Annotated in this window: 23 protein-coding genes, 5 tRNA genes and 1 riboswitch; of the genes, 4 read left to right on the plus strand and 24 right to left on the minus strand. The window is 36.9% G+C overall.

All coding sequences use genetic code 11. From position 1 onward, the window contains the following. Positions 1-108: 108 nt before the first annotated feature. Positions 109-765 carry a pentapeptide repeat-containing protein gene (locus tag KQI49_RS08375; RefSeq protein ID WP_216487985.1) on the plus strand — a complete coding sequence of 219 codons (657 nt, stop codon included), beginning with the start codon at positions 109-111 and terminating at the stop codon, positions 763-765. A gap of 69 nt (positions 766-834) precedes the next feature. Here the strand turns inward: KQI49_RS08375 and KQI49_RS08380 are convergent, their stop codons facing one another. Next, positions 835-1,434: a class I SAM-dependent methyltransferase gene (locus KQI49_RS08380; RefSeq protein ID WP_216487986.1), complete on the minus strand. Its 600-nt coding sequence runs from the start codon at positions 1,432-1,434 to the stop codon at positions 835-837. A 199-nt stretch (positions 1,435-1,633) separates the two neighbouring features. After that, a riboswitch (PreQ1 riboswitch) is annotated at positions 1,634-1,678 on the plus strand. Positions 1,679-1,686: 8 nt separating this feature from the next. On the opposite strand from KQI49_RS08380, the gene KQI49_RS08385 reads away from it, so the two are divergent. Beyond that, entirely contained in the window at positions 1,687-2,172 is a 486-nt protein-coding gene (locus KQI49_RS08385) for a QueT transporter family protein (protein ID WP_216487987.1), read from the plus strand. A 132-nt stretch (positions 2,173-2,304) separates the two neighbouring features. Beyond that, positions 2,305-3,021, plus strand: coding sequence for a phosphatase PAP2 family protein (locus tag KQI49_RS08390; RefSeq protein ID WP_216487988.1), 717 nt, complete (start codon positions 2,305-2,307; stop codon positions 3,019-3,021). An 81-nt stretch (positions 3,022-3,102) separates the two neighbouring features. On the opposite strand, the gene KQI49_RS08395 is transcribed toward KQI49_RS08390, so the two are convergent. The 12 genes from KQI49_RS08395 to sigW form a co-directional block, all read right to left on the minus strand. Then, complete coding sequence (locus KQI49_RS08395) at positions 3,103-4,710, minus strand: ABC transporter permease (protein WP_216487990.1); 1,608 nt, start codon at positions 4,708-4,710, stop codon at positions 3,103-3,105. Next, on the minus strand, positions 4,710-5,627 hold the full coding sequence (locus tag KQI49_RS08400) for an ABC transporter ATP-binding protein (protein WP_216487991.1): 918 nt from the start codon (positions 5,625-5,627) through the stop codon (positions 4,710-4,712). Before KQI49_RS08400 ends, KQI49_RS08395 begins: the two co-directional genes overlap by 1 nt. Next, the gene (locus KQI49_RS08405) at positions 5,624-6,265 is read right to left on the minus strand and encodes a TetR/AcrR family transcriptional regulator (RefSeq protein ID WP_216488133.1); all 642 of its coding nucleotides are present in this window, start codon (positions 6,263-6,265) and stop codon (positions 5,624-5,626) included. Before KQI49_RS08405 ends, KQI49_RS08400 begins: the two co-directional genes overlap by 4 nt. 124 nt (positions 6,266-6,389) lie before the next feature. Next, positions 6,390-7,058 (minus strand): RluA family pseudouridine synthase, encoded by a 669-nt coding sequence (locus tag KQI49_RS08410; protein ID WP_216487992.1) that lies wholly within the window; start codon positions 7,056-7,058, stop codon positions 6,390-6,392. A 97-nt stretch (positions 7,059-7,155) separates the two neighbouring features. Then, the gene (locus KQI49_RS08415) at positions 7,156-8,946 is read right to left on the minus strand and encodes a S9 family peptidase (protein WP_216487993.1); all 1,791 of its coding nucleotides are present in this window, start codon (positions 8,944-8,946) and stop codon (positions 7,156-7,158) included. A gap of 171 nt (positions 8,947-9,117) precedes the next feature. Further along, the gene (locus tag KQI49_RS08420) at positions 9,118-10,494 is read right to left on the minus strand and encodes a HAMP domain-containing sensor histidine kinase (protein ID WP_216487994.1); all 1,377 of its coding nucleotides are present in this window, start codon (positions 10,492-10,494) and stop codon (positions 9,118-9,120) included. Between the two features lie 64 nt (positions 10,495-10,558). Then, complete coding sequence (locus KQI49_RS08425; protein WP_216487995.1) at positions 10,559-11,245, minus strand: response regulator transcription factor; 687 nt, start codon at positions 11,243-11,245, stop codon at positions 10,559-10,561. Positions 11,246-11,390: 145 nt separating this feature from the next. Beyond that, positions 11,391-12,740, minus strand: coding sequence for a phosphoglucosamine mutase (gene glmM / locus KQI49_RS08430; RefSeq protein ID WP_216487996.1), 1,350 nt, complete (start codon positions 12,738-12,740; stop codon positions 11,391-11,393). Between the two features lie 74 nt (positions 12,741-12,814). Continuing rightward, the gene (locus KQI49_RS08435) at positions 12,815-14,125 is read right to left on the minus strand and encodes a CdaR family protein (protein WP_216487997.1); all 1,311 of its coding nucleotides are present in this window, start codon (positions 14,123-14,125) and stop codon (positions 12,815-12,817) included. Next, positions 14,118-14,942 (minus strand): diadenylate cyclase CdaA, encoded by an 825-nt coding sequence (gene cdaA, locus KQI49_RS08440; RefSeq protein WP_216487999.1) that lies wholly within the window; start codon positions 14,940-14,942, stop codon positions 14,118-14,120. Before cdaA ends, KQI49_RS08435 begins: the two co-directional genes overlap by 8 nt. A 91-nt stretch (positions 14,943-15,033) precedes the next feature. Continuing rightward, positions 15,034-15,687 (minus strand): anti-sigma-W factor RsiW, encoded by a 654-nt coding sequence (gene rsiW, locus KQI49_RS08445; RefSeq protein ID WP_216488007.1) that lies wholly within the window; start codon positions 15,685-15,687, stop codon positions 15,034-15,036. A gap of 13 nt (positions 15,688-15,700) precedes the next feature. Next, the gene (sigW, locus tag KQI49_RS08450) at positions 15,701-16,264 is read right to left on the minus strand and encodes an RNA polymerase sigma factor SigW (protein WP_216488008.1); all 564 of its coding nucleotides are present in this window, start codon (positions 16,262-16,264) and stop codon (positions 15,701-15,703) included. A 241-nt stretch (positions 16,265-16,505) separates the two neighbouring features. Here sigW and KQI49_RS08455 point away from each other — a divergent pair, with 241 nt between their 5' ends. Next, entirely contained in the window at positions 16,506-16,655 is a 150-nt protein-coding gene (locus tag KQI49_RS08455; protein ID WP_371817537.1) for an aspartyl-phosphate phosphatase Spo0E family protein, read from the plus strand. A gap of 134 nt (positions 16,656-16,789) precedes the next feature. On the opposite strand, the gene rocF is transcribed toward KQI49_RS08455, so the two are convergent. The 11 genes from rocF to KQI49_RS08510 all read right to left on the minus strand — a co-directional run bounded on the left by rocF (position 16,790) and on the right by KQI49_RS08510 (position 25,804). Next, positions 16,790-17,698: an arginase gene (gene rocF, locus KQI49_RS08460; protein WP_216488009.1), complete on the minus strand. Its 909-nt coding sequence runs from the start codon at positions 17,696-17,698 to the stop codon at positions 16,790-16,792. Between the two features lie 107 nt (positions 17,699-17,805). Next, positions 17,806-18,906 (minus strand): phosphomevalonate kinase, encoded by a 1,101-nt coding sequence (locus KQI49_RS08465; protein ID WP_216488010.1) that lies wholly within the window; start codon positions 18,904-18,906, stop codon positions 17,806-17,808. Positions 18,907-18,918: 12 nt separating this feature from the next. Beyond that, a complete protein-coding gene (gene mvaD / locus KQI49_RS08470; protein ID WP_216488012.1) occupies positions 18,919-19,896 on the minus strand; it encodes a diphosphomevalonate decarboxylase in 978 nt (325 codons plus the stop codon). A 137-nt stretch (positions 19,897-20,033) separates the two neighbouring features. After that, a complete protein-coding gene (gene mvk / locus KQI49_RS08475; RefSeq protein ID WP_216488013.1) occupies positions 20,034-21,002 on the minus strand; it encodes a mevalonate kinase in 969 nt (322 codons plus the stop codon). Next, positions 20,999-22,288, minus strand: coding sequence for a hydroxymethylglutaryl-CoA reductase, degradative (locus tag KQI49_RS08480; RefSeq protein ID WP_216488015.1), 1,290 nt, complete (start codon positions 22,286-22,288; stop codon positions 20,999-21,001). The genes mvk and KQI49_RS08480 overlap by 4 nt, the downstream gene beginning before the upstream one ends. Positions 22,289-22,549: 261 nt before the next feature. Then, positions 22,550-22,622: transfer RNA gene (locus KQI49_RS08485), tRNA-Lys, on the minus strand. Between the two features lie 219 nt (positions 22,623-22,841). Then, positions 22,842-22,914: transfer RNA gene (locus KQI49_RS08490), tRNA-Gln, on the minus strand. Between the two features lie 15 nt (positions 22,915-22,929). Beyond that, positions 22,930-23,014: transfer RNA gene (locus KQI49_RS08495), tRNA-Tyr, on the minus strand. A gap of 56 nt (positions 23,015-23,070) precedes the next feature. Then, positions 23,071-23,143: transfer RNA gene (locus KQI49_RS08500), tRNA-Thr, on the minus strand. A gap of 3 nt (positions 23,144-23,146) precedes the next feature. Beyond that, positions 23,147-23,221, minus strand: a tRNA-Glu gene (locus KQI49_RS08505). 393 nt (positions 23,222-23,614) lie between these two features. Continuing rightward, positions 23,615-25,804 carry a Xaa-Pro dipeptidyl-peptidase gene (locus tag KQI49_RS08510; protein ID WP_253286734.1) on the minus strand — a complete coding sequence of 730 codons (2,190 nt, stop codon included), beginning with the start codon at positions 25,802-25,804 and terminating at the stop codon, positions 23,615-23,617. Positions 25,805-25,829: the final 25 nt, after the last annotated feature.

Raw genomic sequence — 25,829 nt, forward strand, 5'->3', positions numbered from 1 at the left:
CCTGATACTAATTTCTTGAAAAAGTCGCTTTTTATTTGAGTTTGCTCTAACATTATATAGTAAATCAATGTATTAATGAATCAAATAACTTTTCAAAGGGTGATTGAAATGAATAAAAATATTAAAGTCAAACAACCCATGCTTCCTCCCCACCTTGACGAGAAAACCTTTAACGTTCCACAAGATCACATCATATCCAATTGCATAATTGAGAGCTGTACTATAACTAATGATGACGTTGAACGTTTGATTTTTGAGCAAGTCATTTTTAACAATGTTGTATTCGAAGAGATTAATTGGCCAAGGGCTGAGTTAACCGATGTTCAATTTATTAATTGTGATTTGTCAAATGCTGACTTTAGTGAAAGCATTCTTCACAGAGTTGAATTTATCGACTGTAAAATGCTGGGGATCATCTTAGCAGATGCAACGTTCGGCAACGTTCTGTTTAAAAATGGACACGCCAATTTAAGTTCATTTGGATTTTCTAAAATGAAGCAAGTTATCTTTGATTCATGCGCACTTGAACAGACAGATTTTTATGAATGTGAGTTTAATAAAGTAGGCTTTGATGCCTGCCACCTTAATGAAGCAAATTTTGCTAATACATCCTTAACTGGAGTTGATTTAAGTAATAGTTTCTTTGAGAGATTACAAATTACCTTAGATGGCCTAAAAGGGTGTACGGTAACTAACGAACAGGCAGTTGGGTTTGCTAAAGCGTTGGGATTAAGGGTTAAGGATACTGAAGAAGGAGAATTATAATACTTATATTGTGAAAACTTTTGCGGTCACAGTGACTGAAGTAACGTGACCGCTTAGCATATATTTTGCTCATTGTTTAATCCCATAAAACTGAATAACGTGGGACTTTCCTTGGTGGAGTTCTCCTTCCTCCCGTTCCACTTCACCTAAGAAGAAATGCTTTATATTCCAATCTTGAAATGTTGCAAAAAATTCTTCAGGTTTATATAACATTTTTTCATCACGTGGCCCGCCAGTACCGTAGTTTAATTGATCTGGTGAATACACTTCACACAAAAAGCTTCCTCCGGGACGGATTGCCTTTTCTATGTTATTTAACGTTTTTTTCCTAAGTTCAGTCTCTAAATGACCGAAAACAAGTATAATATGGTCCCAAGTTTCTCGTTCCCAGGGTGCTTCACTAAGATCAACAAATGCTGTTTCTACATTAACACCTTTTTCTTCGGCGAGTTGATTTGTTTTCTTTAGGCCTTCTGAAGAAAAATCCCATGTCGAAACATCGTGCCCTAAAGTAGCTAAGTATACAGCATTTCGCCCTTCACCTTCAGCGACCGCCAACACTTTTCCTTGACGGAGTAGTGGCCCTTTTTCTTTAATAAATACGTTTGGTTCTTTGCCATATGCATAATGTTTTTCACCAAAACGATTGTCCCAATGTTCTTTCGCCATGATCAACATCCTTTAATATATTGCTTTTCTACATAATAGAATAACGTTAAACTATAACTTAGTCGATTTATCAGTCTCTACTTCATATTAACATTTAAGACTTATCTAATACATTTTGAAATGCCGATTATTGAGGCTTCCTATTTTCCCTTTTGATTTTTAATAAGGAAACGTCTATAATTAAATAGTTTAATATGATGCTTTCGTGGTTCGAGACCATCCCACGTTAAAAAACTAAGGAGAGAATTAAATATGAAAATAAGAACACTTGTTACCAATGGACTGATAGCTGCTCTTTATATTGCAGTAACAGCACTTATTCAACCGTTTGGCTTTACAAACATCCAATTTCGTTTATCTGAGTTATTTAATCATTTAATTGTATTTAACAAAAAGTATTTCACAGGTATAGCTTTAGGTGTTTTGTTAGCAAACTTACTTATGTCGGAATTCGGTATTTATGAAATTCCCTTCGGCTTAGGAATGACCGTGATTTCGCTTTTAATATCGATGGCTGTTGGGAAAGTTGTTAAAAACATATGGGTGCATATGACTTTAAATACAGTAATTTTTTCATTCAATACAGTTTTTCTTGCATGGATGTTTAAATTAGCAGCAGGATGGCCCTTTTTATTCACCTGGGCGACATCAGCGATTAGTGAGTTTCTTGTGATGACTTTAGGGATGCCAATCATCTATATTCTTCATAAACGCCTTCATTTTGATAAACTCATTTAATATAACGCACTGTTGATGATGAAGGACAAGGTTCAAGGTTTTCACGAGATTTTGTACTTCATCTTGTACATTTATCACGTATAATAGGTTATAGTCTTATTTAAACTCTATTAAGAGAGAAGGGTCTATACGTTGAACTCAAACAAACAATCAATCATATTTATTTCAGTAGGTATTTTATTTCTTCTGTTATTTGGTGTTATTAGCTTTGGTGTTTATTTTGAAAGTAGCTGGGTAAATTCACTCGACATGAACTTAATAGAAAAAATTCAGGGCAATATTACTGAAGGTAAAACATCATTGTTAAAAGTATTGACCGAAGTAGGAAACATTCGCCTGGTCATTGTGTTAACAATTATCTTGGCAGTCATCCTTTTTATTAAAAAATGGTATGCAGCCGGGCTCTGGTTTGGTGGAACTATACTAGTCTGTGCCGCGATTGGAACAAAAATCCTCAAAGAAGTTTTTGATCGAACACGACCGGATTTTATGCAGCTCGTTGAAAAGTCAACCGAGAGTTTCCCAAGTGGGCATGCAACATCAACAACAATCTTTTATGGCTTGTTAGGTTTAGCTTTAATTTTACTAACAACTCATGTGTGGAAAAAAGTTGTGGTTGGTTTTATTACCTTGTTAATAATCAATTTTATTTTAATTTCTAGAATTTATCTCGGGGTTCACTTTCCGACCGATGTCATTGCAGGGTTCTTATATGGAATGGCATCAATTTTAATATCTGTTGGGGTCTACCAACTATTAGCCCAACCGCTCCAAAAGTTGCTTAAAAAAATTGGTTTATCAGATCAGAGTGACACTTTCACAAAAGAAAAATTATATATTCGTGGATAAAACGTTTAGATGTATTCTAAATTAAGAAAAGGCACCTTCATAGCTAGGTGCCTTTATATTTTACTAAACCCCCATAATTTATCATCCTTCACTTTTTATATCCCGCTTTTTATAGCCAATCATGCCAGCCACTGACGTTAATGCAAAAACAATTGTTAATATAATGACGTTGTTCCACTCCATATCTTCGATGGGCAGTTTGGATATATATCCGAATGGTGTCAATTTACTAAGCCAATCGGGCACATCGAGCAATCCTCCTAAGTACAGCACAAAAAATGTATAAAATATGTATATCCAAATATAACTGCTTGCTTTTGGAATATAGCCAATTAATAGCATAGTAAATCCAATCATAACAAGAACTGCTGGATAGTATATAATTGCTGAACTATATATCGTTCCAAATGAAAGAGGATTGTCCATGACAGAATATGCTGCAGTCCATAGCCCTATTGCCGAAAAAGAAATCATCATAAAACCAGTTAAAATGGAATTAAATAAGTAACTCCCCAATAACTTTATCCTAGAAACCGCTCCCCCAATAATTAGTTCGATTCGTCCTTTTTTCTCTTCGCCATAAACTTTCAACAAAGACATAAGCGTAGGAATGGCGGCAAGAATAGACATAATAACCATTAACATTGGCAAAAATTGTTCAGTAAATGAATAATTTCCCTCAGTGACTAGCATTTGTTCAAGTAATTCATTTCCTTCAAAGAAGGAATCTAAATCGCCGAACACAGATCCATATGAAGCGCCGAGTACAAACATTCCAATCGCCCAAAAAATAAGAGTCACACGTTGTATTCTGAATGTTAAACCTAAGGGGCCTTGAAGAAATCGACTTGCATGTTTTCTACCAGGATTTTCAGGTAAAAATCCAGCTTCTAAATCACGAATCGCATTTAAATAATTTGCGATGATTACTAGAACAATAGATACAATAACTATTAGTGATACTGGCCACCACAAGTTATTAGAATAAGTTTCTGTCTTGGTCACCCACCCAAAAGGAGAAAACCATGATAAAGTCTCATTACTCACATCACCAATAGCTCGAACAAGGTAAGCAATGAGCAAGAAAGCAATTGAAAGTCCTAATGTCCCACGTGCACTTTCTGTGATTTGCGCGAATAATGCTGTTAGACTTGTGAAAAAAACTCCCGTCGCTCCTAGTGTCGCTCCATATAATAACGAGCCTTCTAAATCTATGCTTTCAATGCCTAACTTATATAAACCAAAACCTGTTATAAATGCGAGAAAAACATTCGTTACAACATATACAATCAAAGTGGCATTTAGATAAGAGAGCCGCCCGACTGGTAAGGAGCGAATCAATTCAATCCGCCCATCTTCTTCGTCTGCTCGAGTGTGACGGGTAACAAGTAAAACACTCATTAAACCCACTGCAATAGCGGTAAACAATAACATTTCATGAGCAGTCATTGCCCCGATCGTATAATTATTTAAATCGCCTGGACCAATCATTGCCGTCATTGCGGGATTTTTCATTGTTTCGGCTAAAGCATCTCGCTCTTGCTGGGATTCGTACATTTTTTCAAAAGCCAGTGGAACAATTAATGTAAAAAAAGTGATTCCAATCAGCCATAAAATAACTTTCATTCTGTCTTGACGTACAATAAATTTAATTATCTTTCCCGTCCGTGCAAAGTCACTTCTTCTCACTAGGAAGCACCCCCTGCTCCTGTTCTCCCTGATTCATTAGTACCTTCATAATGGCGCATAAACAAATCTTCAAGCGTTGGCGGTGTACTTTCTAACTTTTCGATCTCAAATTGACTCAAAAACTTAATTACTTGATTGATATATTCGGTGTCAACTTGAAATGATGATGTTTGTCCCTTTACTTCTATTCCGTGCACTCCGCTTAAATCTTTTAAGCCTTTAATTGGTTCTTCCGTTTGTACCACAAAATTAGTCCGAGTTAAATGGCGTAACTCATTTAATGTACCTGTTTCTATAATTTGGCCTTGGCGAATAATTCCGACCCGATCACATAGTTTTTCTACTTCAGATAAAATATGACTGGATAGTAGCACACTTTTGCCTGCCTTTTTTGCATCCATAACACAGTTTTGAAAGACTCTTTCCATCAGTGGATCAAGACCTGATGTCGGTTCATCTAATATATACAAATCAACATTTGAGGAAAAAGCTGATATTAGCGCAACTTTTTGTCGATTACCCTTTGAATATGTTCTACATTTCTTTGTTGGATCTAAATCAAATCTTTCTATCAATTCGTCACGCATTTTTTTATTATCATTGCCACGTAAGTTAAGAAATAGATCAATAACTTCCCCACCTGTTAAGTTGGGCCATAAATTAACGTCTCCCGGTACATATGCAATCCGCTTATGTATGTCGACTGCGTCCTTCCATGCATCTTTCCCAAAAATATGTGCTGACCCTTCTGTTGCCTTTAAGACCCCTAATAATATTCGGATTGTTGTTGACTTGCCAGCACCATTAGGTCCGATAAAACCATAAATTTCTCCCTCATTGACTTCAAGATCAACGCCTTCTAGAGCAGTAAACTTACCAAACCTTTTCGTCAAATTTGCAGTCTTTAATATACTCAATTTCTCCCCTCCTCTTGTGTATAAAAACTAATTTTTAGGACATCAAGATAATCAAAAAACTCTTCAAAATACGGATCAAAATCAATTGAACTTAATTTTTTATTATATAATCGATATTTCATTTCCTCTTCATAACCAGCAATGGCCCATTTGATTAATTGAAAAGCTTTTTTAACATCAAGATCACTTCTAAATAATGTTAAGTCAATGTTTTCATAGATTTTCAGCCAACCATAGGTCTTTAACTCAGTAAGTTTTTCTTGTATTTCATCACTAAGCTGTTCAGTATTAGTTAAAAATACCGTCCCTAAAAAGTTTAGGACGTCTGGATGTTCATACAGTAGTTTCCATTTTATTTTTGAAGCATGCTTCAGTCGTTCAATTAAATCGGGTTCATTTGTATCAATTAAATCAAGATAGTCAAGTCGATTAATTTCCAATGAGTAATCAATTAAATATAAATACAAATCTTGTTTACTATTAAAGTAATAAAAAAGCATCCCCTTTCCTATCCGTGCTTGTTTCACAATAGTGTTGGTTGACGCTTGTTGAAAGTCTTTTTCTGCAAATTCTCTTAAAGCTGCATTAATTATTCGTCTTTTCTTATCTGACTCTAGATTGTGGAAAGCTTCTTTAATAAGTCTCTCCTCCTATTCACTTAATTTTATGCTCTTCCAAAGTAAATAGACCACCCTGGTCAGTTTGACTATAACAAACTAGACCAGAGTGGTCAATTCCCTATTTCAAATTATTTAATTCATCTTAAAGTTTCCATGGATATTCATTTGGTGGTGGACATTCTATTTCTATGATGTCATCTTTCGTCGGATGCTTAAAGCTTAAATAATTTGACCATAATGCAATTTGTTGTCCTGGTTTATTCACGTGTTGCCCGTATTTTTGATCGCCATAAATTGGCATGCCTTCTTCAGATAACTGGACGCGAATTTGATGCGATCTACCTGTTTGAAGCTGGACAGATAAAAGGCTTAATTGATCGGTCTGCTTTATTAATTCATAATCAAGGATTGCTTTTTTACCTTGCTTATGCTTGTCTGAAACAGTATGAACTTTATTTTTACGATGATCTTTTAATAAAAAATGCTTCAATCTTCCTTTATTTTGTCGAGGTTTCCCCCTGACTACTGTTAAATACTTACGAGTTAATGCTCGTCTACGAAGAACATCAGACAACCTTGACGCTGCCTTAGAAGTTTTCGCAAAAATAATCGCCCCTCCAACCGGCCGATCAAGGCGGTGAACAAGCCCGAGGTAAACATTACCTGGTTTATTATAACGAATCTTGATATCTTGCTTTAAAATAGATAATAAATCTTGGTCCTTTGACTCATCTGCTTGTACTGGGATATTCACAGGCTTTTCAACAACTAATAAATGATTGTCCTCATATAAAATATTGATATCTACCAATCTTTTTGCTCCTTATTTTTTGATTATGAATTAAGATTAAAATGCCAGGAAAGTTGTCCTATCCTGGCAAGTAACACTGTTTTTATAAGTTGCTATATCATGCCTGATGCTTTTCCAAAAAATCTAACATGAGTTTATACACTTTAATTTCATTTTCTTTTTTAGAAAAACCATGCCCTTCATCTTCAAGAACGAGGTATTCAACATCACGATCTTCTTCTTTAAGTTTTGCAACGATTTGATCCGACTCTTCTTTCACAACTCGCGGATCCTTAGCCCCTTGGATAACAAGCATTGGTTTTGTCATACCATCCAAATAAGTAACTGGTGAATCTTTCACAAAACGCTCTTTATCTCTTTCTGGGTCACCTAGCCAGCGTTCCATGATTGGTTTCCAGTGAGGGGGAACAGAATTAATAAACGTGAATAAATCTGACGGACCAAATATATCAACGACCGCCTTAAAGTATTCAGGGTGACGACCGTGAAGTAACAGTGCCATGTAACCACCATAACTTCCACCAACGAGAAACAACTTTTCTTTACTAGTTACTTTATTATCAAATAACCAATCGATACCAGCAATACAATCAAGACGCGGACCATGCCCCCAATCTTGTTCAACAAGTTTCACAAATTCCGAACCATAGCCTGTACTCCCACGGAAATTTGGTGCAAAAATAGTGTAGCCTCGATTGAGAAAGCTTTGAAACATTGCCCGGAATGTTTTCCTTTCAGCTGCTTGCGGTCCACCATGCGGCCAAAAGATTGTGTGTCCATTATCGTATTCAGGTTTTGCTTTAAACAATAAAGCTTCAATTTCCATCCCATCGAAGGATTCATATGAAACGACCTCTGGATCAACCATTTCTTTTTCCTCAATCCCGAGAACACCGTTATTTGTAAGCTTATTCCACTCTTCATTTCTTGGCAATTTAAATATATTAGGCGGCATTGTAGCACGAGTTCCTAATAAATAAAGGTTTCCAGTTTTTGCGACATGCACTTGCGATATGGTATCAACAGGTATCGTAACACCTTTCAATTCACCTGTGTTTAAGTCGTAGGAATAGAGTTTATCGGTAACGCCTTTTGTTGTAATGAAGTAAAACAAATTATTTCGCTTGTCCCATTTTAAATCGTCAATATTCTCATTTTCAATTTCTAAAACCTTAGAGAATGTTTTTGTCTCGATATCAAATTTAGCTATGTAAGCATAATTACTTTCATAATCTGTTGTGAAGTAAATGGTTTTATTGTCAGTGAAAATAGGGTTATACGCTAAATGGACCTTATCAGCGTCGGGTGTTAAGTTGTATGTCTCATCACCGAGTTTAACGAAAGCAGTTGCATATGTGTTAGCAAATTGGCGAACGAAGACATAGGCTGATTCGTCTTCAGAAACAGCTGATAAAATAGTTGGTGAAACTTCTCCCTCATTAATTAATACGTCAGAATCATCTTCAAGATTCCGCATACGTGCATTTAGGAAAGATGGATTATCTTTTGATGTAATATAGTATAATCGCTTTCCATCTTTACTTAAATGACTATAAAAATACTTCTCCGTTTCTTCACCCGTAACAAGGGGTTGTGGAATACCACCTTCATAAGGAATCGCATAAATTTGATGATTCTCATCACCATCTCGATCAAATCCCGCTAGAACATATCTGTTTTCTGGGTCGAATTTAATAAAATCACATGATTCTTCTTTCTGAGCAAATAAGTAAGGAAAAGTATGAGGCAAGTCGATAGCCCATAAGTTCATCTTTCCATTCAAATTCGTATTAAAAACGAGTTGCTTTTCATCATCACTCACTGCAAAATGCGTGATGGCATACGTTCTGAAAAATTGTTCCACTGTTGGCTTTGGAAACTTTATCATTCAAATCCCCCTCGGTCATTAATTAATTTATATCTTAAACTCCTAATATGTTTGCGACTTTTCAGAAGATTAAGCTACATCATCTATAATAACAGAATTGTTGATAAAAATTAATAGCCAAAAGGGGGATATTGGCTCATCCCCAAGTCCTACTTCTTCTATTTTAATTGTCTACTTAGGCAAAATAACTTGAAAAACTGATCCTTCACCAGGTTTACTTTCAATCATAATTGTGCCTTGGTGTAATTCAATAATCTTTTTAACGATGGCAAGGCCAAGTCCTGTACTATTTTCTGTACGTATTCGGGCCTTATCAACTTTAAAGAAGCGATCAAACAAATGAGGAATCTGATCTTTGGCTATCCCTATCCCTGTGTCTTTTACATATACATTAACATTTTCTTTTTTGTTTTTGAGCTGAACAGTGATTTTGCCTCCTTCGTCACTATATCTGATAGCATTTGTAATTAAATTCATCCATACCTGTTGTAATAAACCGGCATCTCCAGTGACGTAACCTTCTTCAATATCCATTTCTATAACTATGTCTTTCTCACGCCACTGCCATTCAGTCACTGAGATGACTTCTTTTAATTGCTTAGAAATATTAACAAACGTCTGCTCAATCTCCTCACCCTCACGCTCTAAGGTGGATAGCGTTAGCAATTGTTTGCTCAGAGCTGATAAGCGTTTTGTTTCACTTTCAATAATCGATAGATAACGGACTCGCATTTCATCAGAGAGTTCTTCTTCACGAAGAGCTTGCGAGAATCCTTGGATTGATGTTAGTGGTGATTGAATCTCATGAGAGACATTTGAAACAAATTCCTGCCGTTTCTCTTCCGTTAACGCTAAGCTACTGCTCATTTTTGTAAAGTCATACGCTAGTCTGCCGATTTCGTCTTGACGATTGACATTTAGTTTCAAATGATAGTTTCCAGCTGCAATCTTTTTCGTTGCATCAGTTAGCTTCTTAATAGGCCTAACAATAAATGTTGTACTCACTAGAACGAGCAAGAAACTAAATAATAGAGCTAAAACCAGCAAAACAACAATAAAAATACGCATTTCGCCAAATTGATGATTAGTATCAGGCCGAACAAACAAAGCATGAGTTTTTCCATTCATTTCGAAGGGAACACCCACTGTATTCGATAATTTATTATTAAAAAAACCAGTAACAAAAAGCTTCCAAGGGTAGTTGGCAATTCCATGATAAATCTCTCCATTTAAGACCCGCTCAATCTCTTCTGAAGGCAGCTCATAAGTTCTAAACGGAACGCCATACATCTTTGTATTTCCTTCTTGGTCAACTATATAAAATTGATAACCTAAATCAGTTAGTGTAGAAAAGTAGTCATCAGCAGATCGATCATCATTTTCTTCATAAATGGCTACACTATTTTCAGCTATATTAGTTATTTTTTTATCATTTTCAGGTTTTAAAGAAAAATGATAATAAATATTAGTAACAATAAAGGCGAGGAGCGCACTGGCAATCATAATACCAATGGTTGTAATGAATATTCTTACGTATAGTGTTCGCATAGTGCCTGCCTCCGTTTAAGCTTCAACTTGACTCAGTCCATATTCCTGAGAGCAAGGATGAAGATCATTTAATTTTTTTCTTTTTTTCTTTTAGTTTATAACCAACCCCACGAACAGTTTCAATGACAAATAAATGCTCTTCAGGATTGAATCGTTCGCGGAGTCGTTTGACATGAACATCAACAGTTCGGTCATTTCCTATAAAGTCGTTCCCCCAAACTAGTTCTATCAATTGCTCCCTGGTAAAAATTCGGTCTGGAAAATTCGCTAGTTGAGTGAGCAACTCAAATTCCTTTAATGGCAAAATAACCGTTTTTCCATTTGCCTCAACCTCATAGCTTTGCAAGTTAATCGTTATATTTCCAACTTTAACTATTTCTTCGTTAATCATTTGAAAGCGTCTAAGTAACGCTTTAATCCTAAATAAAACTTCCTTCGGTTCAAATGGTTTTACAATATAATCGTCAGTCCCTGAAAGGTATGCTTTTTCTTTATCTGATATTTCACCTTTAGCCGTAATCATCATGACAGGGATGTCATAATAACTTCTTATTTCTTCACATAATTCATAACCATCAACATGAGGCATCATAATATCAACAAGAGCTAAGTGGACTTGTTCTTTCTCAAGAACATCTATGGCTTCTTTACCATCTGCCGCCTCTAAAGTAGAGTAACTTTCTTTTTGTAGGTAGAAGCGGAGTAATTCACGGATATTTGGATCATCATCAACGATTAGAATTGTAATCATGATTTATCTCCTCTCAAGTTTGATATGTTTATCCTATCACAAAAAATATAGTAAATTATAGTTTTAACCGCTATCAATTTTAACCCGATAAAAAACCTGCTCTCCTATATGAGAACAGGCTAGTTAAATATACTAGAAGAATCCATTAGTTCTGAGTGCCAAGCACAGCGTTAATCATATCAACAACTCGATCCGCACTTCTTTCACATTCCTCTTCTGTCGGCGCCTCAACCATGACGCGCACCAATGATTCTGTTCCTGATGGACGTACAAGTACACGGCCATTATCACCAAGCTCATTTTCAACAGCTTCAATTTCACTTTGGATTTTGGGGTTGCTCAATACTTCGTGTTTATTAATAACACTAATATTTTTTAATACTTGTGGAAAAATTGTCATCTCGTCAGCAAGCTCCGACAATGGTTTGCCTGTTTCTTTCATGACATTCACGAGTTGAATTGCCGTAAGCATACCGTCCCCTGTTGTATTATAATCTAAGAAAATAATATGACCTGATTGTTCACCACCAAGATTATAACCGCCACGGCGCATTTCTTCCATTACATATCGATCGCCTACGGATGTTTTGTCACTTCGCATTCCATGTTCTTCAAGCGCCTTGTAAAATCCAATATTACTCATGACTGTAGAAACGACCGTATTATCTTTTAAAAAACCACGTTCATTCATATACTTTCCACATATAAACATGATTCTATCCCCGTCAACGATGTTTCCCTTTTCATCTACAGCAATTAACCGGTCGCCATCCCCGTCAAACGCCAAACCTATATCAGCTTCTTTTTCTACAACCAATGCTTGCAATGCTTCAGGATGAGTTGAACCAACACCATCATTTATATTTAAGCCATTCGGAGATGAACCAATGGAATCAATTTCAGCCTCTAGATCCGCGAATAAATGAGTCGCCAAACTTGAAGTAGCTCCATGTGCACAATCCAATGCAACTTGAATACCGTCAAAGTCATTATCGATAGACTCCTTTAAGAAAGAGAGGTATTTTTGCCCACCTTCAAAGTAATCATTTATTACCCCGACAAATTCTCCGGTAGGCCGTGGAAGATCATTTTCCTCATTATCAAGAAGTTGCTCAATTTCTTCTTCTTGCTCATCCAATAACTTAAATCCATCCGGTCCAAAAAACTTAATACCGTTATCTTCTACTGGATTATGTGAGGCAGAAATCATAATCCCTGCCTGCGAACTAGTAGCTCTTGTTAAATAAGCTACACCCGGTGTTGCAATAACACCAAGACGCATCACCTCTGCTCCAATGGATAATAGACCAGCAATTAATGCACCTTCAAGCATATCACCTGAAATACGAGGATCACGACCGATAAGGATTTTTGGTTTTTGAATATTTTTAGTTAATACGTAGCCACCACAGCGCCCAAGTTTATAAGCTAATTCGGGCGTTAAATCTTTGTTTGCTACACCTCTTACGCCATCTGTTCCAAAATATTTACCCATTACGTACCTCTCCTTTTAAATCCATTTAAACTGAATGGAGCCATATCTTCTGAAATTTAAGTTTAGGAATGAACTTATAATTCAACAGTGACCTCACTTATTTTACTATCAATTTTAACGTCAGCTGGCGATTCAATATTGAGTGGGAGAGTATGCTTCCCTTTATCTAAATCTGCTACGTCAATTGATACTTGAATATCTTCTGGTTTTAAGTTCTTAATGTCTTTCTTATCTCCAGAAGCTGTTAAACTAATCGACTGATTTTTCGGTTTAATAAAATTCACAGTTAAATCTTCATCATTGTTTAAAACGTTTATAGGAATATCTTTAACAGTCTTTGTTGAATCTTGAGATTCCTCTTCATCTTCATCTTCTTCGTCTTCTTCTGCTTTTGTTTCTTCTACTTTGGCCGTTTCTTTTAATTGCTCTATCTCTATGTTAACATCCACAGTATTGTTACCAGGAGCGACAACTCCATCCGGTAAATCCAACTCTGCTTCCACGGTGCCTGATTCTTTAATGTCCGATAAATCGATATCTTTCGTTTTAATTTCGTTAATCTCATCTAATAAATTACTTGCAGCAAAGACTTCCACCTCATCTACCGCTGCTTCTATGGAGTTTAATGAATAATCATCAGGTAGCGAGCCTGTAGTCGAGATATCAATTGGAACAGTTTTGCTTGGATTATCAACTGGTATAGAGACTTCGACAACTTCAGGCTCAATTTTGGCTCTGAGTTCGTTACCTTGTCCATCATACACGTTTACCGGAACTTCACGATTATCAATAGGTTCTGTTAAACCAGCTACATCCACATAAACTTTTACAATCGCCACTTGATCAATAACGCTTTTTGAACTTGTTAATGTTACAGTCTCGGGCTTGACGACTGGTGTGCCAAGTTCAAAACCATCTGGTACTTCATCTTGATTTATAAGATCAACAACAACTGAGACGTCTTTCGTTGCTTTTTCTTCAATGGTTACGTCGATTGATTTTGGTTCGATATAAACTGCAATATCATGAGGAATATTGTCATATTGTATTTCGACTGTATGTTCACCCTCGCCAAGCCCTTCTAAGTCAACAAATATATCGAAATTTTGCTGCCTAACAAGTTGTGTTAATATACTTGTTTTTCCTTCCAAAGAAACTGAAACATGCTCGGGTACACCACTAACAACGTATTTTTCGTTATTTATGTGTATTTGAACTGGAACCTCATCAATTGTTTTCATTTCTTCTGAGGTACTAGGGAAAAAGATTGAATTTTCATTTTTGGATAATTCAGCTTCTTCAATACTTACAAACATAAATAACATAATTGAAAAGGCTAAAGAGATAATACGTACAAACCATTTGCTTTTAAACCATTTATCCATTCTTTTTTCCCCTCTTTCTCTCATTCGATAGCTTTTCAGGGGGCTTGAAATTGATTGATAAATTGCCACGTAAATAATCACGTAAAGCTTCTTCAGATATTTCGCGACGTAATTCTCCATTTTTAGTCGCCGAAATATAACCAGTTTCTTCGGATACCACAATGGTGATTGCATCTGTCACTTCACTAATCCCCATCGCTGCCCGGTGTCTCGTCCCCAGTTCTTTAGAAATAAAAGGACTTTCTGACAATGGTAAGTAACAAGCTGCCGCCACAATTGTGTCGCCTTTTATAATAACAGCGCCGTCATGAAGTGGTGTATTTGGAGTGAAAATGTTCGTTAACAATTGATGAGTTAACTCAGCGTTAATCGGGATACCTGTTTCAGTGTATTCACCGACACCCGTTTCACGTTCAATTGTAATTAAGGCACCGATACGTCTTTTTGCCATATAGTTGCACGATTCAACAATACTATCAATAATCTGTTGTAAGATTTCTTCCTCTGATTTCGTACTTCGGCTGAAAATACTTCCACGCCCCAGTTGTTCGAGGGCCCTCCTAAGTTCGGGTTGGAACAAGATTATGATAACTAGAAATCCCCAGTCAATTGCCTGGTCTGTAATCCATTTAATCGTTTGAAAATCAAATAAAAAGCTGATCAATCTTACTACAAAAACAACCACAATTCCTTTTAATAGTTGGATTGCCTTTGTACCTCTAATCAACATGATTAACTTATATAAAACATACCAGACAAGGCCGATATCGATAACGACTCTAAGTATATTTAAAAAATCGATTCCCCCATCAAGCATGTTGACACTTCCTTTTGCGCATGTATTCTACCCGCCTATAGTTTAGTGATGATGTATATTATATCATATTTTCCTACGTCATATGCTATTATTATCCCGCTCCCTCAAAAGAGAATACGCCTTTGAATAAGTTTTTCATTTGGAACCATATCCATTCAAAAACGCGATCAACCGTTTCGAACTCACCATTCACTTCCCCAACAGAGGCCATTAACCCTTCTTCGTCAAGTGTGCCATCATCATCTCGAATCAACTTCCCATTAATCAACGTGACATCTCCATCTACTGTTCCATCTATTTTTAAGTTCCCATTCTCAACAACCAAGTCACCTTTGACAACAACATCTTCGGGCACAATAACTGTGTCACCTTCAATAATTAAATTATCTTGTTTTGATACGGTCAGTTTTGCATCTTGGTTCCAAGCAGAAAGCAACCCACCAAACATGAAAATAAAGAAAATAGCAGCAGCAGTTAAAACAGGATGTATTTTAAACCAACGCATATATTTAACATGTCTTTTCTCAGTCGGTAACTGTTCCATAACATTTCTCGCAAAATGGCTAGGTGCAGAGATGCTCTCAGTACTCTGAATAAGAGTTATTGTTCGTTTCAACTCATGAAAATGCTTTTGACAATCACTGCAATCCTCTAAATGACTACGAAGCTTGTTTTCATTTTCTTTCGTTATGTCACCATCGAGATAATGATGCATTAATTTAATGGCGTCTTCTTTACAGTTCAAATGGATCACTCCTTTACACATTGCGAAGTTTTTTCCGCAGTACTTCTCTTCCACGATGAATCCTCGTTTTAACTGTCCCCAAAGGTATATCTAATATCTCACTTATTTCTTTCAAGGAAAATTCTTCTAAGTATCTAAGCATTATAATTGAGCGATAAATTTTTGGTAAACTAGCTATTTGCTTGTGAATATAATTTTGTAGTTCTAAATTCTGCACTTCTTCTTCAGGAAGTCGTTCTTTTGTAGCTAGTTGTGAATACCAATCAAGACCTTCAGTACCCCTTATTTCTGCATCAAGATGATAGTCAGGTTTTCTTTTCCTCAATCTGTCAATGGTTAAATTAGTTGCAATCCGGTATAACCATGTGGAAAATTTACGATTGTGATCAAAGGTGTGGATATTAACATACGCACGTATAAAAGCTTCTTGGGCTATGTCTTCCGCTTCGTGGGTATTACCGAGCATCCGCAAACAATGTTGATAAATTCGATCTTGATAATATGCCACCACGTCTTCAAAAGCAGTTTGATCCCCTTTTTTGACCTTTTTTATTTTTTCTATAATCAGTACATCCATAATTTATACCTCCGCTAACTATGCGGTCCTTATAGTTACGTTTCTACTCATCAAAAAGATTCACTTAATAAGAAGTTTATACTTTTTGAATATAGGGAATTAAACTAAACAACTAGTTCAATCGTCTATTGTAAGGTTATATTTGAAATTTTTCTAAAAATGTCAAAAAAAATATTGATATTTCTATTGCAATTTCTATTCTAATTCCATATTATATTATATTGGATGGGAGGACAATATTGTGGGAAATTTATTAAAGGAAATTGAGCAGTGCCGAAAAGAAATGATTAAACTTAGTATTATCCACGGGTTAACTTCAGATGTTGTCGTCCAGTCAAGCCAAAGGCTCGATAGATTAATTAACGAATACCAAAAACAATCTGCAAGTTGACCATCATCATAAAGGATAAAGGCAACTTAGAAGAATACATAAAGAGAGAGAAAAAATAGTATATAGGGTAAAAAGACATCAACTTTCTAATAGAAAATTAATGTCTTTTTTATTTTCATTAATTTCACCTAAAATTACTTAAGCTTCTCTCCAAATAAAGAGCCCATAAGTCCTACAGCAACTGTTGCTGTTGTATTTTTATCGTCTAAGATCGGATTAACCTCCACAAACTCTGCTGACGTTAATATATTAGCTTCAGCAATCATTTCCATAGCTAGATGACTTTCTCTATATGTGAGCCCTCCCATTACGGGCGTACCAACACCTGGTGCTTCTGAAGGGTCAAGTCCGTCTAAATCAAGGCTGAGATGGACACCATCCGTTTTGCTTTCAAGATAAGTAATCGCATCTTCCATAACATGTGACATCCCTTTCCGATCAATCTCATGCATCGTATATACCTTGATTCCTTTTTCTTTAATAAGTTCTTTCTCACCCTCATCAAGTGATCTCGCTCCAATAATAACGATATTTTCAGGTTTAACCTTTGGAGCGTAGTTTAAAATATTGACTAACTTCGGATCACCAAGGCCAAGACTGACTGCCAGAGGCATACCGTGAATATTACCTGATGGACTTGTTTCTTCCGTATTTAAATCACCATGCGCATCATACCAAATGACACCTAGATTTTCGTAATGATGGGCAATTCCTGAGAGACTACCGATAGCGATACTATGATCGCCGCCTAAAATTAAAGGAAATGCACCCTTTTTCACTTCCTGATCAACCATCTCAGCTAATTTTTCATTAGCTTTTGCTACTTCTTTTAAATTTTTCAACCCTTGGTTTGTCTGTGTATTGTTGTAATCGGGATCCACATTGTTCACAACGATATCACCAAGATCATCTATTTCATAACCAAGTGCAGCTATTCGCTTAATTACTCCCGCATATCGAATAGCACTTGGTCCCATGTCGACACCACGCCGACTTTGGCCAAGATCCATCGGCAAGCCTATCATTGAGATTTTCTTAGACATCAAATCCCCTCCTCGAAACTAGTTTAGCGAATCAAGAGGGCTTGGTTCAACTTGACATCTTTTTGTATAAATATACATTCCGACTCAGCTGTATGCGAATTGAGAAGTCACTCACTTAATACCGTTACTCCATAAGGATAGACAGTCAGGTCAAGTACTTTGATGTTCTCCTTGCTCCATGCTTGTTTGAGTTGCTCAACCTTCTCTTTAGACGGCATAAATGCAATTCCACAATCTCCACCACCAGCGCCTGATTGTTTTCCAACACCACCATTTTCTTCAGCCTGATCGCTTAATGTCTGAAGTAATGGCGTTTCTAACTGGACATGTGCTTCTTGACCGACTTTGGCTAACGCATGCCGATTTCTTTTGATTCCTTCAAATAAAAGTGGAATATCACTGGTTTTCATTCCCTTTAAAAAGTCACGGACTGCCTGATCACTATTGTGAATAAATGTATCAAATTTGCTTGGTTCATTCCTTTTCAATAAAAGAATATGATTCACCAGGTCAGATGTTGATGCGGGATTTCCTGTCCATCCGATACATATTTCGAGCCTTTCTGGTATTGTAATTGATTTAACCGTTAAATAAGTCCACTTCTTTTCAACTAAAGCAGTTAGACTTTCCGTGCATTGAATTTCTTCTAAAAGCCAATCAGCTTGAAAGGAAGAGTATTCTAGGACACCACCATACGTAGCTGCTGCAATATCTGCACCAGAACCATTACCTTGTGTTTTCACATGTGAAATTGCCGCTAATTTAAATATAAGCATATCTGCTGGTTTAATTGGTAAGAAGTAATTTAAGATGGCTGCAACTGCCGATGTGACAACAGCCGCGCTTGAGCCAAGCCCATATTTCTTTCCAGATTCATCATCTAACTCGCTCTTTATTATTAAAGAGAAAGGACTTAGCTCTATATCATGTTCACGTAAATAAATAAGCGTATTCTTCATCGCTTCCTGGACAAAATTAACATGCGGATTTTCTGAAGCAATCAATACCGAAGTGCCATCAAAATCCCAACCAGTATTTATATTAAAGTTTTCCAGGGTCAATGAATTAATGTTACTAGCTTGAATTTGAGCATAAACAAACCGATCAACAGCCATGACAGCTAACTTTTGATACGGCTCTAGAACAGCAAATTCTCCTGCAATCATTAGTTTACCCGGTACTTTGATAGTCATTGATTTATTACTCATTTATCCCAACCCCTATTTATAGGTAATTCCTTTCCCAGCACGACTTAATACAACGTCTTTTACTCCCGGTAGAGCTTGGAGTTCATTTTTAATTATATCTTCAAATTCAGGAAGATAAAGAACTTTAACATTTGGCCCAGCATCGATTGTAAAATAAGCAGGAATACCCTTTTTACGCATAGATTGAATGGCTTGCATGACAAGAAGCGTTGAATGATGCCAATATGTAAAAGGCGGAGTCGCTCCTAAAGTAGTCGCATGCATCTTTAAGCAATTTGCTTCGGTAACTTCGCCTACTTTTGTAAAGTCACGACTTGAAATGCCCTCTTTTATTGTCTTTAAGTCAGCAGGAATACTATTAACCCATCCTTCAAAAAACGGAGAAGTATCCACTGTCCGTTTCATACCTTCTCGACTTGATACGTCTTTTTCTTCCGCAGATAAAACGAGGGCTGCCATACGGACATCCCAGTGGTCTTCAGATGCAATTTGAACGGCGTAAGAATCCGCTCCGTCTAGTTGACTTCCTTGCTGCCACTCGGCAAAGCCACCATATACAGACCGGCAGGCAGAACCTGAACCTTGGCGAGTTAATCGAGATAACTCTTGTTCGTTTAAATTTAAATTTAAAGCACGTGATGAAGCTGCAGCAAGTGCTGCAAAGCCAGAAGCTGAAGAAGCGAAACCAGCTGCTGTTGGAACTTTATTCACCGAGCGTATTTCAGCAAACAGATTCTCCTTCCCCGCCAATGATCTAACTAAATCCAGAAAAGACGTCACACGGTTAAGTGGGACGCCTACTACCTTTTTGTTATCAAGAAAAAACCGATCTTTTTCTAAATATTCACTAAAATGAACTGTTGTTTCAGTATAAAAACCATCCAAAGTAAGGGAAAGACTATTATTCGTCGGTAAAATCAATGATTCATTTCTTTTTCCCCAGTATTTTATTAGAGCAATATTCGTATGTGCTTTCGCCGTAGCCTGCATTGTTTACTCCCCTTATTCACTCTTTTAACTTTATGTATTTTAAAAATAAGCAAAGAAGGATATAACCAAAACGGCATACCCTTCTTAATTTCTACAGCCAAAATAATTTCTATCTAGTCATTCCTATTATAGGATACTTATTCCCCGTCCTGCTTACTTAGAACGAAGGGCCACACAGCCTGTGCTCCGACTTGTTTTAATTTCTCTGCTAATTGTCGTGAATGGACTTCATTTTGCGCTAAGGCAATTATGCATCCACCATTCCCCGCACCAGTTAACTTGGCACCAAGAGCACCTTCTTGTCGAGCGAAATAAATTAACCTATTTAAACCAGCATCACTAACACCAAGAGATTCAAGTTCCTTTTGAGCTTCATTTAGCATTTGTCCTAAAAAACTCTTCCCTGCTTCTTCAAGTGCATGTTTTGCTTGAAAAGTCAGTTCGCCTATTCGCTCAATTTTTCGCTGAATCTTTCTTGGAGCTTTCTTTAATAAATTAGCAACAGATTCAACAGCAGTTCTCGTATCACCAATACGGCCAGAGTCCGCTACGATAAAATGAAAATCATCACTCGGTTTAATAAAACAAGCGGTATGCTCCTTCTCAAACCAAACAGGAGATCCTGACGTAATCGTTAACGTATCGATGCCGCTCGGTGCACCGTGGTTATACGTCTCAGCAATATTGGCTAGATTTAATAATTCTGTCTTTGAATACTGCTTACCAACATAAGAAAACAATGACTTAACAAGTGCAATTGCGACCGATGCACTTGAACCTAGGCCTTTCCCAGGTGGAATTGATGATTTAATTTGAATTAATAAATCTTTAGCGGGTAATTTAAGATAGTCCAATGTGGCTTCAACACTATTCGCTATCCCTTTCAGCGAAGATGGAACTGATGTCATGGGACCATGGTAAAATGAACTGTCAAGTTGTATTGACCCTGGGACATGTTCGACAGTCGCTTCGACTCCCACTAATGGAAATGGAAGAGCAATAGCTGGTTGTCCGTGTACAACTGCATGCTCACCAATCAATATTAACTTACTATGAGCTATCCCTTTAGCTATTTTTTCGGTTGTTGTAGCTTTCTCTGCACTCATTTTGTATAACTATCCACCAATTCTTTTGCTTTACCCACACGGATTTCTTTTGATTCAATTAATTGTTTAGCAATCACATCAACCATCTCCCCCGACGCTCCAGCTGCAATCGCAACTGAGCGAGAATGTAGGGCCATATGACCTTTTTGAATCCCATCTGTTGCAAGTGCCCTTAATGCGCCTAAGTTTTGCGCTAATCCAACTGCAACAATAACTTGCGCTAACTCTTGGGCCGAGTCGACTTTTAAAAGGTTAAATGCAAGCTTTGATACTGGATGAATCTTAATTGACCCACCGACTGTCCCAACAGCCATAGGCAACTCTAATTCCCCAATGAGATGGCCATTTTCTCCGATAGACCATGTTGTCATCGAACCGTACTGACCATGACGAGCAGCATGAGCATGAGCTCCCGCTTCAACCGCGCGCCAATCATTCCCAGTAGCAATCACAACCGGATCAATTCCATTCATAATCCCCTTATTATGAGTCACTGCCCGGTAAGGATCTGAAGCTGCAAACTCATAGGCATGGACAATGCCATCACGCACTTCTTCTCCACTAAAGCCATCTGTATCCAGAAGTTCAGGTGGGATAGAACATGTAGCTTTAGCAAGACAACGGTCTGCATAATTAGATAGGATTCTTAAATAAACTTTCCCCGCTGTTAACTCTTCAACAGTTGGTGCTAGAGATTCGACCATTGTATTAATCGTATTAGCGCCCATCGCATCACATGTATTTATATATAAGTGTAAAACGAGCATTTGCCCGTATTTAGAGTTTGATTCTTCATTAAGCACTCTAACTTCTAAATCTTCCGCTCCGCCGCCGCGGGCAACTAAACTTGGATATGCCGCATTCGCATCTGCGATCAACTGATCCTTTTCTTGTAGTATTGCTCTTTTAGCCACTTCAAAATCAGGGCAGCCGACTACCTGTATTTGACCAATCATAACCCTATCTGTAGCTTTCGTTTTAAACCCACCGGCATCCCTAACTATTTTTGCCATATAACTTGCTGAGGCAACAACTGAAGGTTCTTCAATAACCATTGGAATAACATAGTCTTTTTCATTAATTAAGAAGTTTAAGCCCAATCCAAGCGGGAGAGGGTATGTCCCAACAACATTTTCAACCATATTATTGGCAATATCTATTGGTAACGGGCCTTCTGATGAAAGGGTTGCCATGTCTTCTTGGGGAAGTTTGCTATTTTCATTTAAAAATTCCCTGCGTTTTTCAACAGTCATTTTATAAAAACCGGGGATTCTCGAAGACTTCATAAATATATCATCCTTTTATAGATTATGGTTAAGCCTCATAGAGCGGAACTTGTCCTATTATATTTAAATTATAGTATATATAGTAACTTTCTGCATTCTAAAACTTTAAATAAATGACTTCTCTGATTTTCACTCTATCTATTATGTAAAAACATTTGATAAAATGCAAATAAACAAGGCTGTCTGCATTCATAACAGCCTTGTTTATTTAACCATAAATTCTATGAATGGTTTTAAAAGGATATAAAATCGCCTTATTGATGAGCCATGCAGGAATCGAACCTGCGACCCTCTGATTAAAAGTCAGATGCTCTACCGACTGAGCTAATGGCTCGTGTTGTTTAATGTTCTGATATTTAATGGTGCATAATGTTTAAAAGATGCTCGTCGTGTTGTAAGATTATTCGATGAAGTGGGCACTCCTCGCAATCCTACACATGGTAGATAATTCGATGAAGCAGGCGGCTTGACTCTATCGACTGAGCTAATGGCTCGTGTTATTTGGTATTCCTCATAAACGCTGATTTCAAACTTATTTTAAGCAATAAAAAAACTGGGCTACTAGGATTCGAACCTAGGGAATGACGGGACCAAAACCCGTTGCCTTACCGCTTGGCTATAGCCCAATGTGAAATAATATATGGTGGAGGGGGAGAGATTCGAACTCCCGAACCCTGAGGGAGCGGATTTACAGTCCGCCGCGTTTAGCCACTTCGCTACCCCTCCGTAATTATCTTATACTAGTTTATTCTTTTTAATACATAAAAGATTAAAAACAAAAATGCCGGCCAGAGGACTTGAACCCCCAACCTACTGATTACAAGTCAGTTGCTCTACCAATTGAGCTAGACCGGCATATGGTGACCCGTACGGGATTCGAACCCGTGATACCGCCGTGAAAGGGCGATGTCTTAACCACTTGACCAACGGGCCAGTACTTTTTATGTAAGCATGAAAATTTAATTAATTGCTGTTCCAAGCCAGCGACATTTATTATATACATTATTTTTTAATTTGTAAAGGGGAAATTTGATATTTTGTAAAAAACATTACTTTTATCAAACTTGATGCTGCTTAACTTACTATTTTTAGAAACTTATTTAACCTTTGGTTATATTATTTTTCGTATAATTAATGCTAATTATCACAGAATACCCTATAAAATATTCTGTTTTAGAAATTTGAGTTATAGATTATCTTACCTAGTAATTGCTAAGTGAAGTAGTTATCATGTGAATTATCGTTCTTAGTCTTTGTTCATTTATTTATACAGTGGGGAGAAAGAGATAGCCCCCACTGTATAAGATTATTTTAAAGTGCTAATTTTTATTGAAATTGATCAATTAAATATTGAGTATCAATATTTAAAACAAGGTAAGCATCTTCTGATATTAATTTATTTTCCTTTTGATAATCAAGTAGAGAGCTAAAGCTATTAAGATGCTTAACAACTTTCTCGCTTGAACCAACTTTTTCATAATGTTCTATCGCAGTTAGATGTATCTGCATTATACGAGCTGTAGTCTCATCTTCAAAAGCACCTTTTTCATCATAGTATTCCATGACTTCTATTAAATCAGCTGTTGTTTCTGGAGATGTTCCTCCGTTATGACCAGTTGCATCATTGAATGCTTCAACTCCACCTATAATTGGAAGTTTCACATGACTCTCTTCAAGAATCACATCAACAGTTGCTTCATTGTCATCAGTTGTTAACCAATTGCGATCACTTCCCGTTATTATAATCCCAAAACGGTGCCCCTCTTTAAACACATAATCCTCTGGAAGCGCATCCCATTGAAAATTATACTCTTCCTCAGGCTCCAATGGAGTAGAATAGTCGAGTGATTGCCAGTTTTGCGCGTCTAACCACCCATGTGTAACAATTTCATATGGTGCTTCATGTGTAACCTTTTCAGTTTCTTTGTAGCAGGCACTATCATCATCCGAACTCTCACCCCAACACGTTACAGTATCAAGTGTTCGAATACCTTCTTCATTAGAACGGTGATCTACTCTTTCGTCTCTACCATAGTCTACAATTAAAGCAGTTAAGTTGGTATCTTCTTTATCTACAGTTGCATTAATACTTATTTCCGGAACACCACTTAATCGCATATCCTCTTTTAATTCATCTGTTAAGAATATCAATCTACTCTCTTTTTCTGTAAATTCATCTTCAACCATTTGTTTCTCCGTCTGTCTAGGATTATCAACAAACAACTTATTTGACTTATCTAAAAGCGGAGCTGTTGTTAAAGTACCGGGTAAATCATCACTGCCAGGTGCGAATTTGACTTCTATTGTTTCAGCCTCCTCATCTGGCCAAGCATTATGTGTTTCCCACTCATCAGCACTTCTTTCAATATCTACTGCTGGTTCATCCATAATTCCATTTTCAATTCCTAATAACCAATAATCAAACCAACGATGTAATGTTTCAACCCATTCCTCTCTTCTAAAGTCAAATGGATCAACATGACCAGTTTGAGTGATCCATAGTTTTCTAGGTACATCATTTTTCGCCAATTCTTCCCACCAATTAGAAAAGTGATTTGCCTTCACGTTATAATCATTTATTCCATGTATAGCAAAAACACTAGCAGTAACGTTTTCGGCATCTTTAACAAAGTCACGCTCTGCCCAAAACTCATTATAATCTCCTGTTGTGTCGTCTGAACCGACTGTTAGTTCTTCACGAATTGGGGCACAATGATTAATACGCTCACTATTTGTTACGGTTTTAGATAAACCTGCAGGGCCATTAAGGTAAAATGGAATTCCTCCATAACGATAATAGTCATACCAGCTACTAATAGCACCAATTGGTACAATTGTTTCCAAGCCTTCTATACCCCTTGCAGCTGCCCCATTTGCTAATGTTCCATCATAAGACTTTCCAATCATACCTACTTTACCAGTGGACCAATCAGCAGTAACTTCCTGCCCGTCTTCATTCCAGGCTTTACCTTTACCATTAAGCCAATCAATGACAATTTCAACACTATCTATTTCCTCATGACCGCCAGTCGTCGGACAGCCATCTGAATTATTAGTTCCTACCATATCAAGTAAGACGACAGCATATCCTCTTGGAACAAAGTAATTATCATAATACAATGGAAACATAGTGTTTTCTCCATCACCGTTAGGATCTTTAATTTCACCTTCATTTCCACGACCTAGACTCTCATAATAAGGGCTTGCATCCATGATAATTGGAACTTCTAAACCATTTTCAGTTTCTTCTGGTCGCATCACATCAATAGCGATTCTATCAGAGTTACCATCGTTATCACTATCAATAGTAGATTCAACGTAAATCGTCTCTTTAATCGCATCGTCATAAGAGTAGACAGGCTCAGTAACGCCTTCCTCTAGATCAAAACTAGGAATATCTATTATCTGTTCTGATTCTTCAGCTGTAACTGTTGACATCATTGGTGTCAAAATCATTATTATTGTAATAAATGAAAGAAAAATTCTATGAATGTTTTGTTCTGTCTTTTTAAACAAGATAATACCTCCAATATTAGTTTCA

The organism is Virgibacillus sp. MSJ-26 (genome assembly GCF_018918075.1).
In the GTDB taxonomy this organism is placed as follows: domain Bacteria; phylum Bacillota; class Bacilli; order Bacillales; family Amphibacillaceae; genus MSJ-26.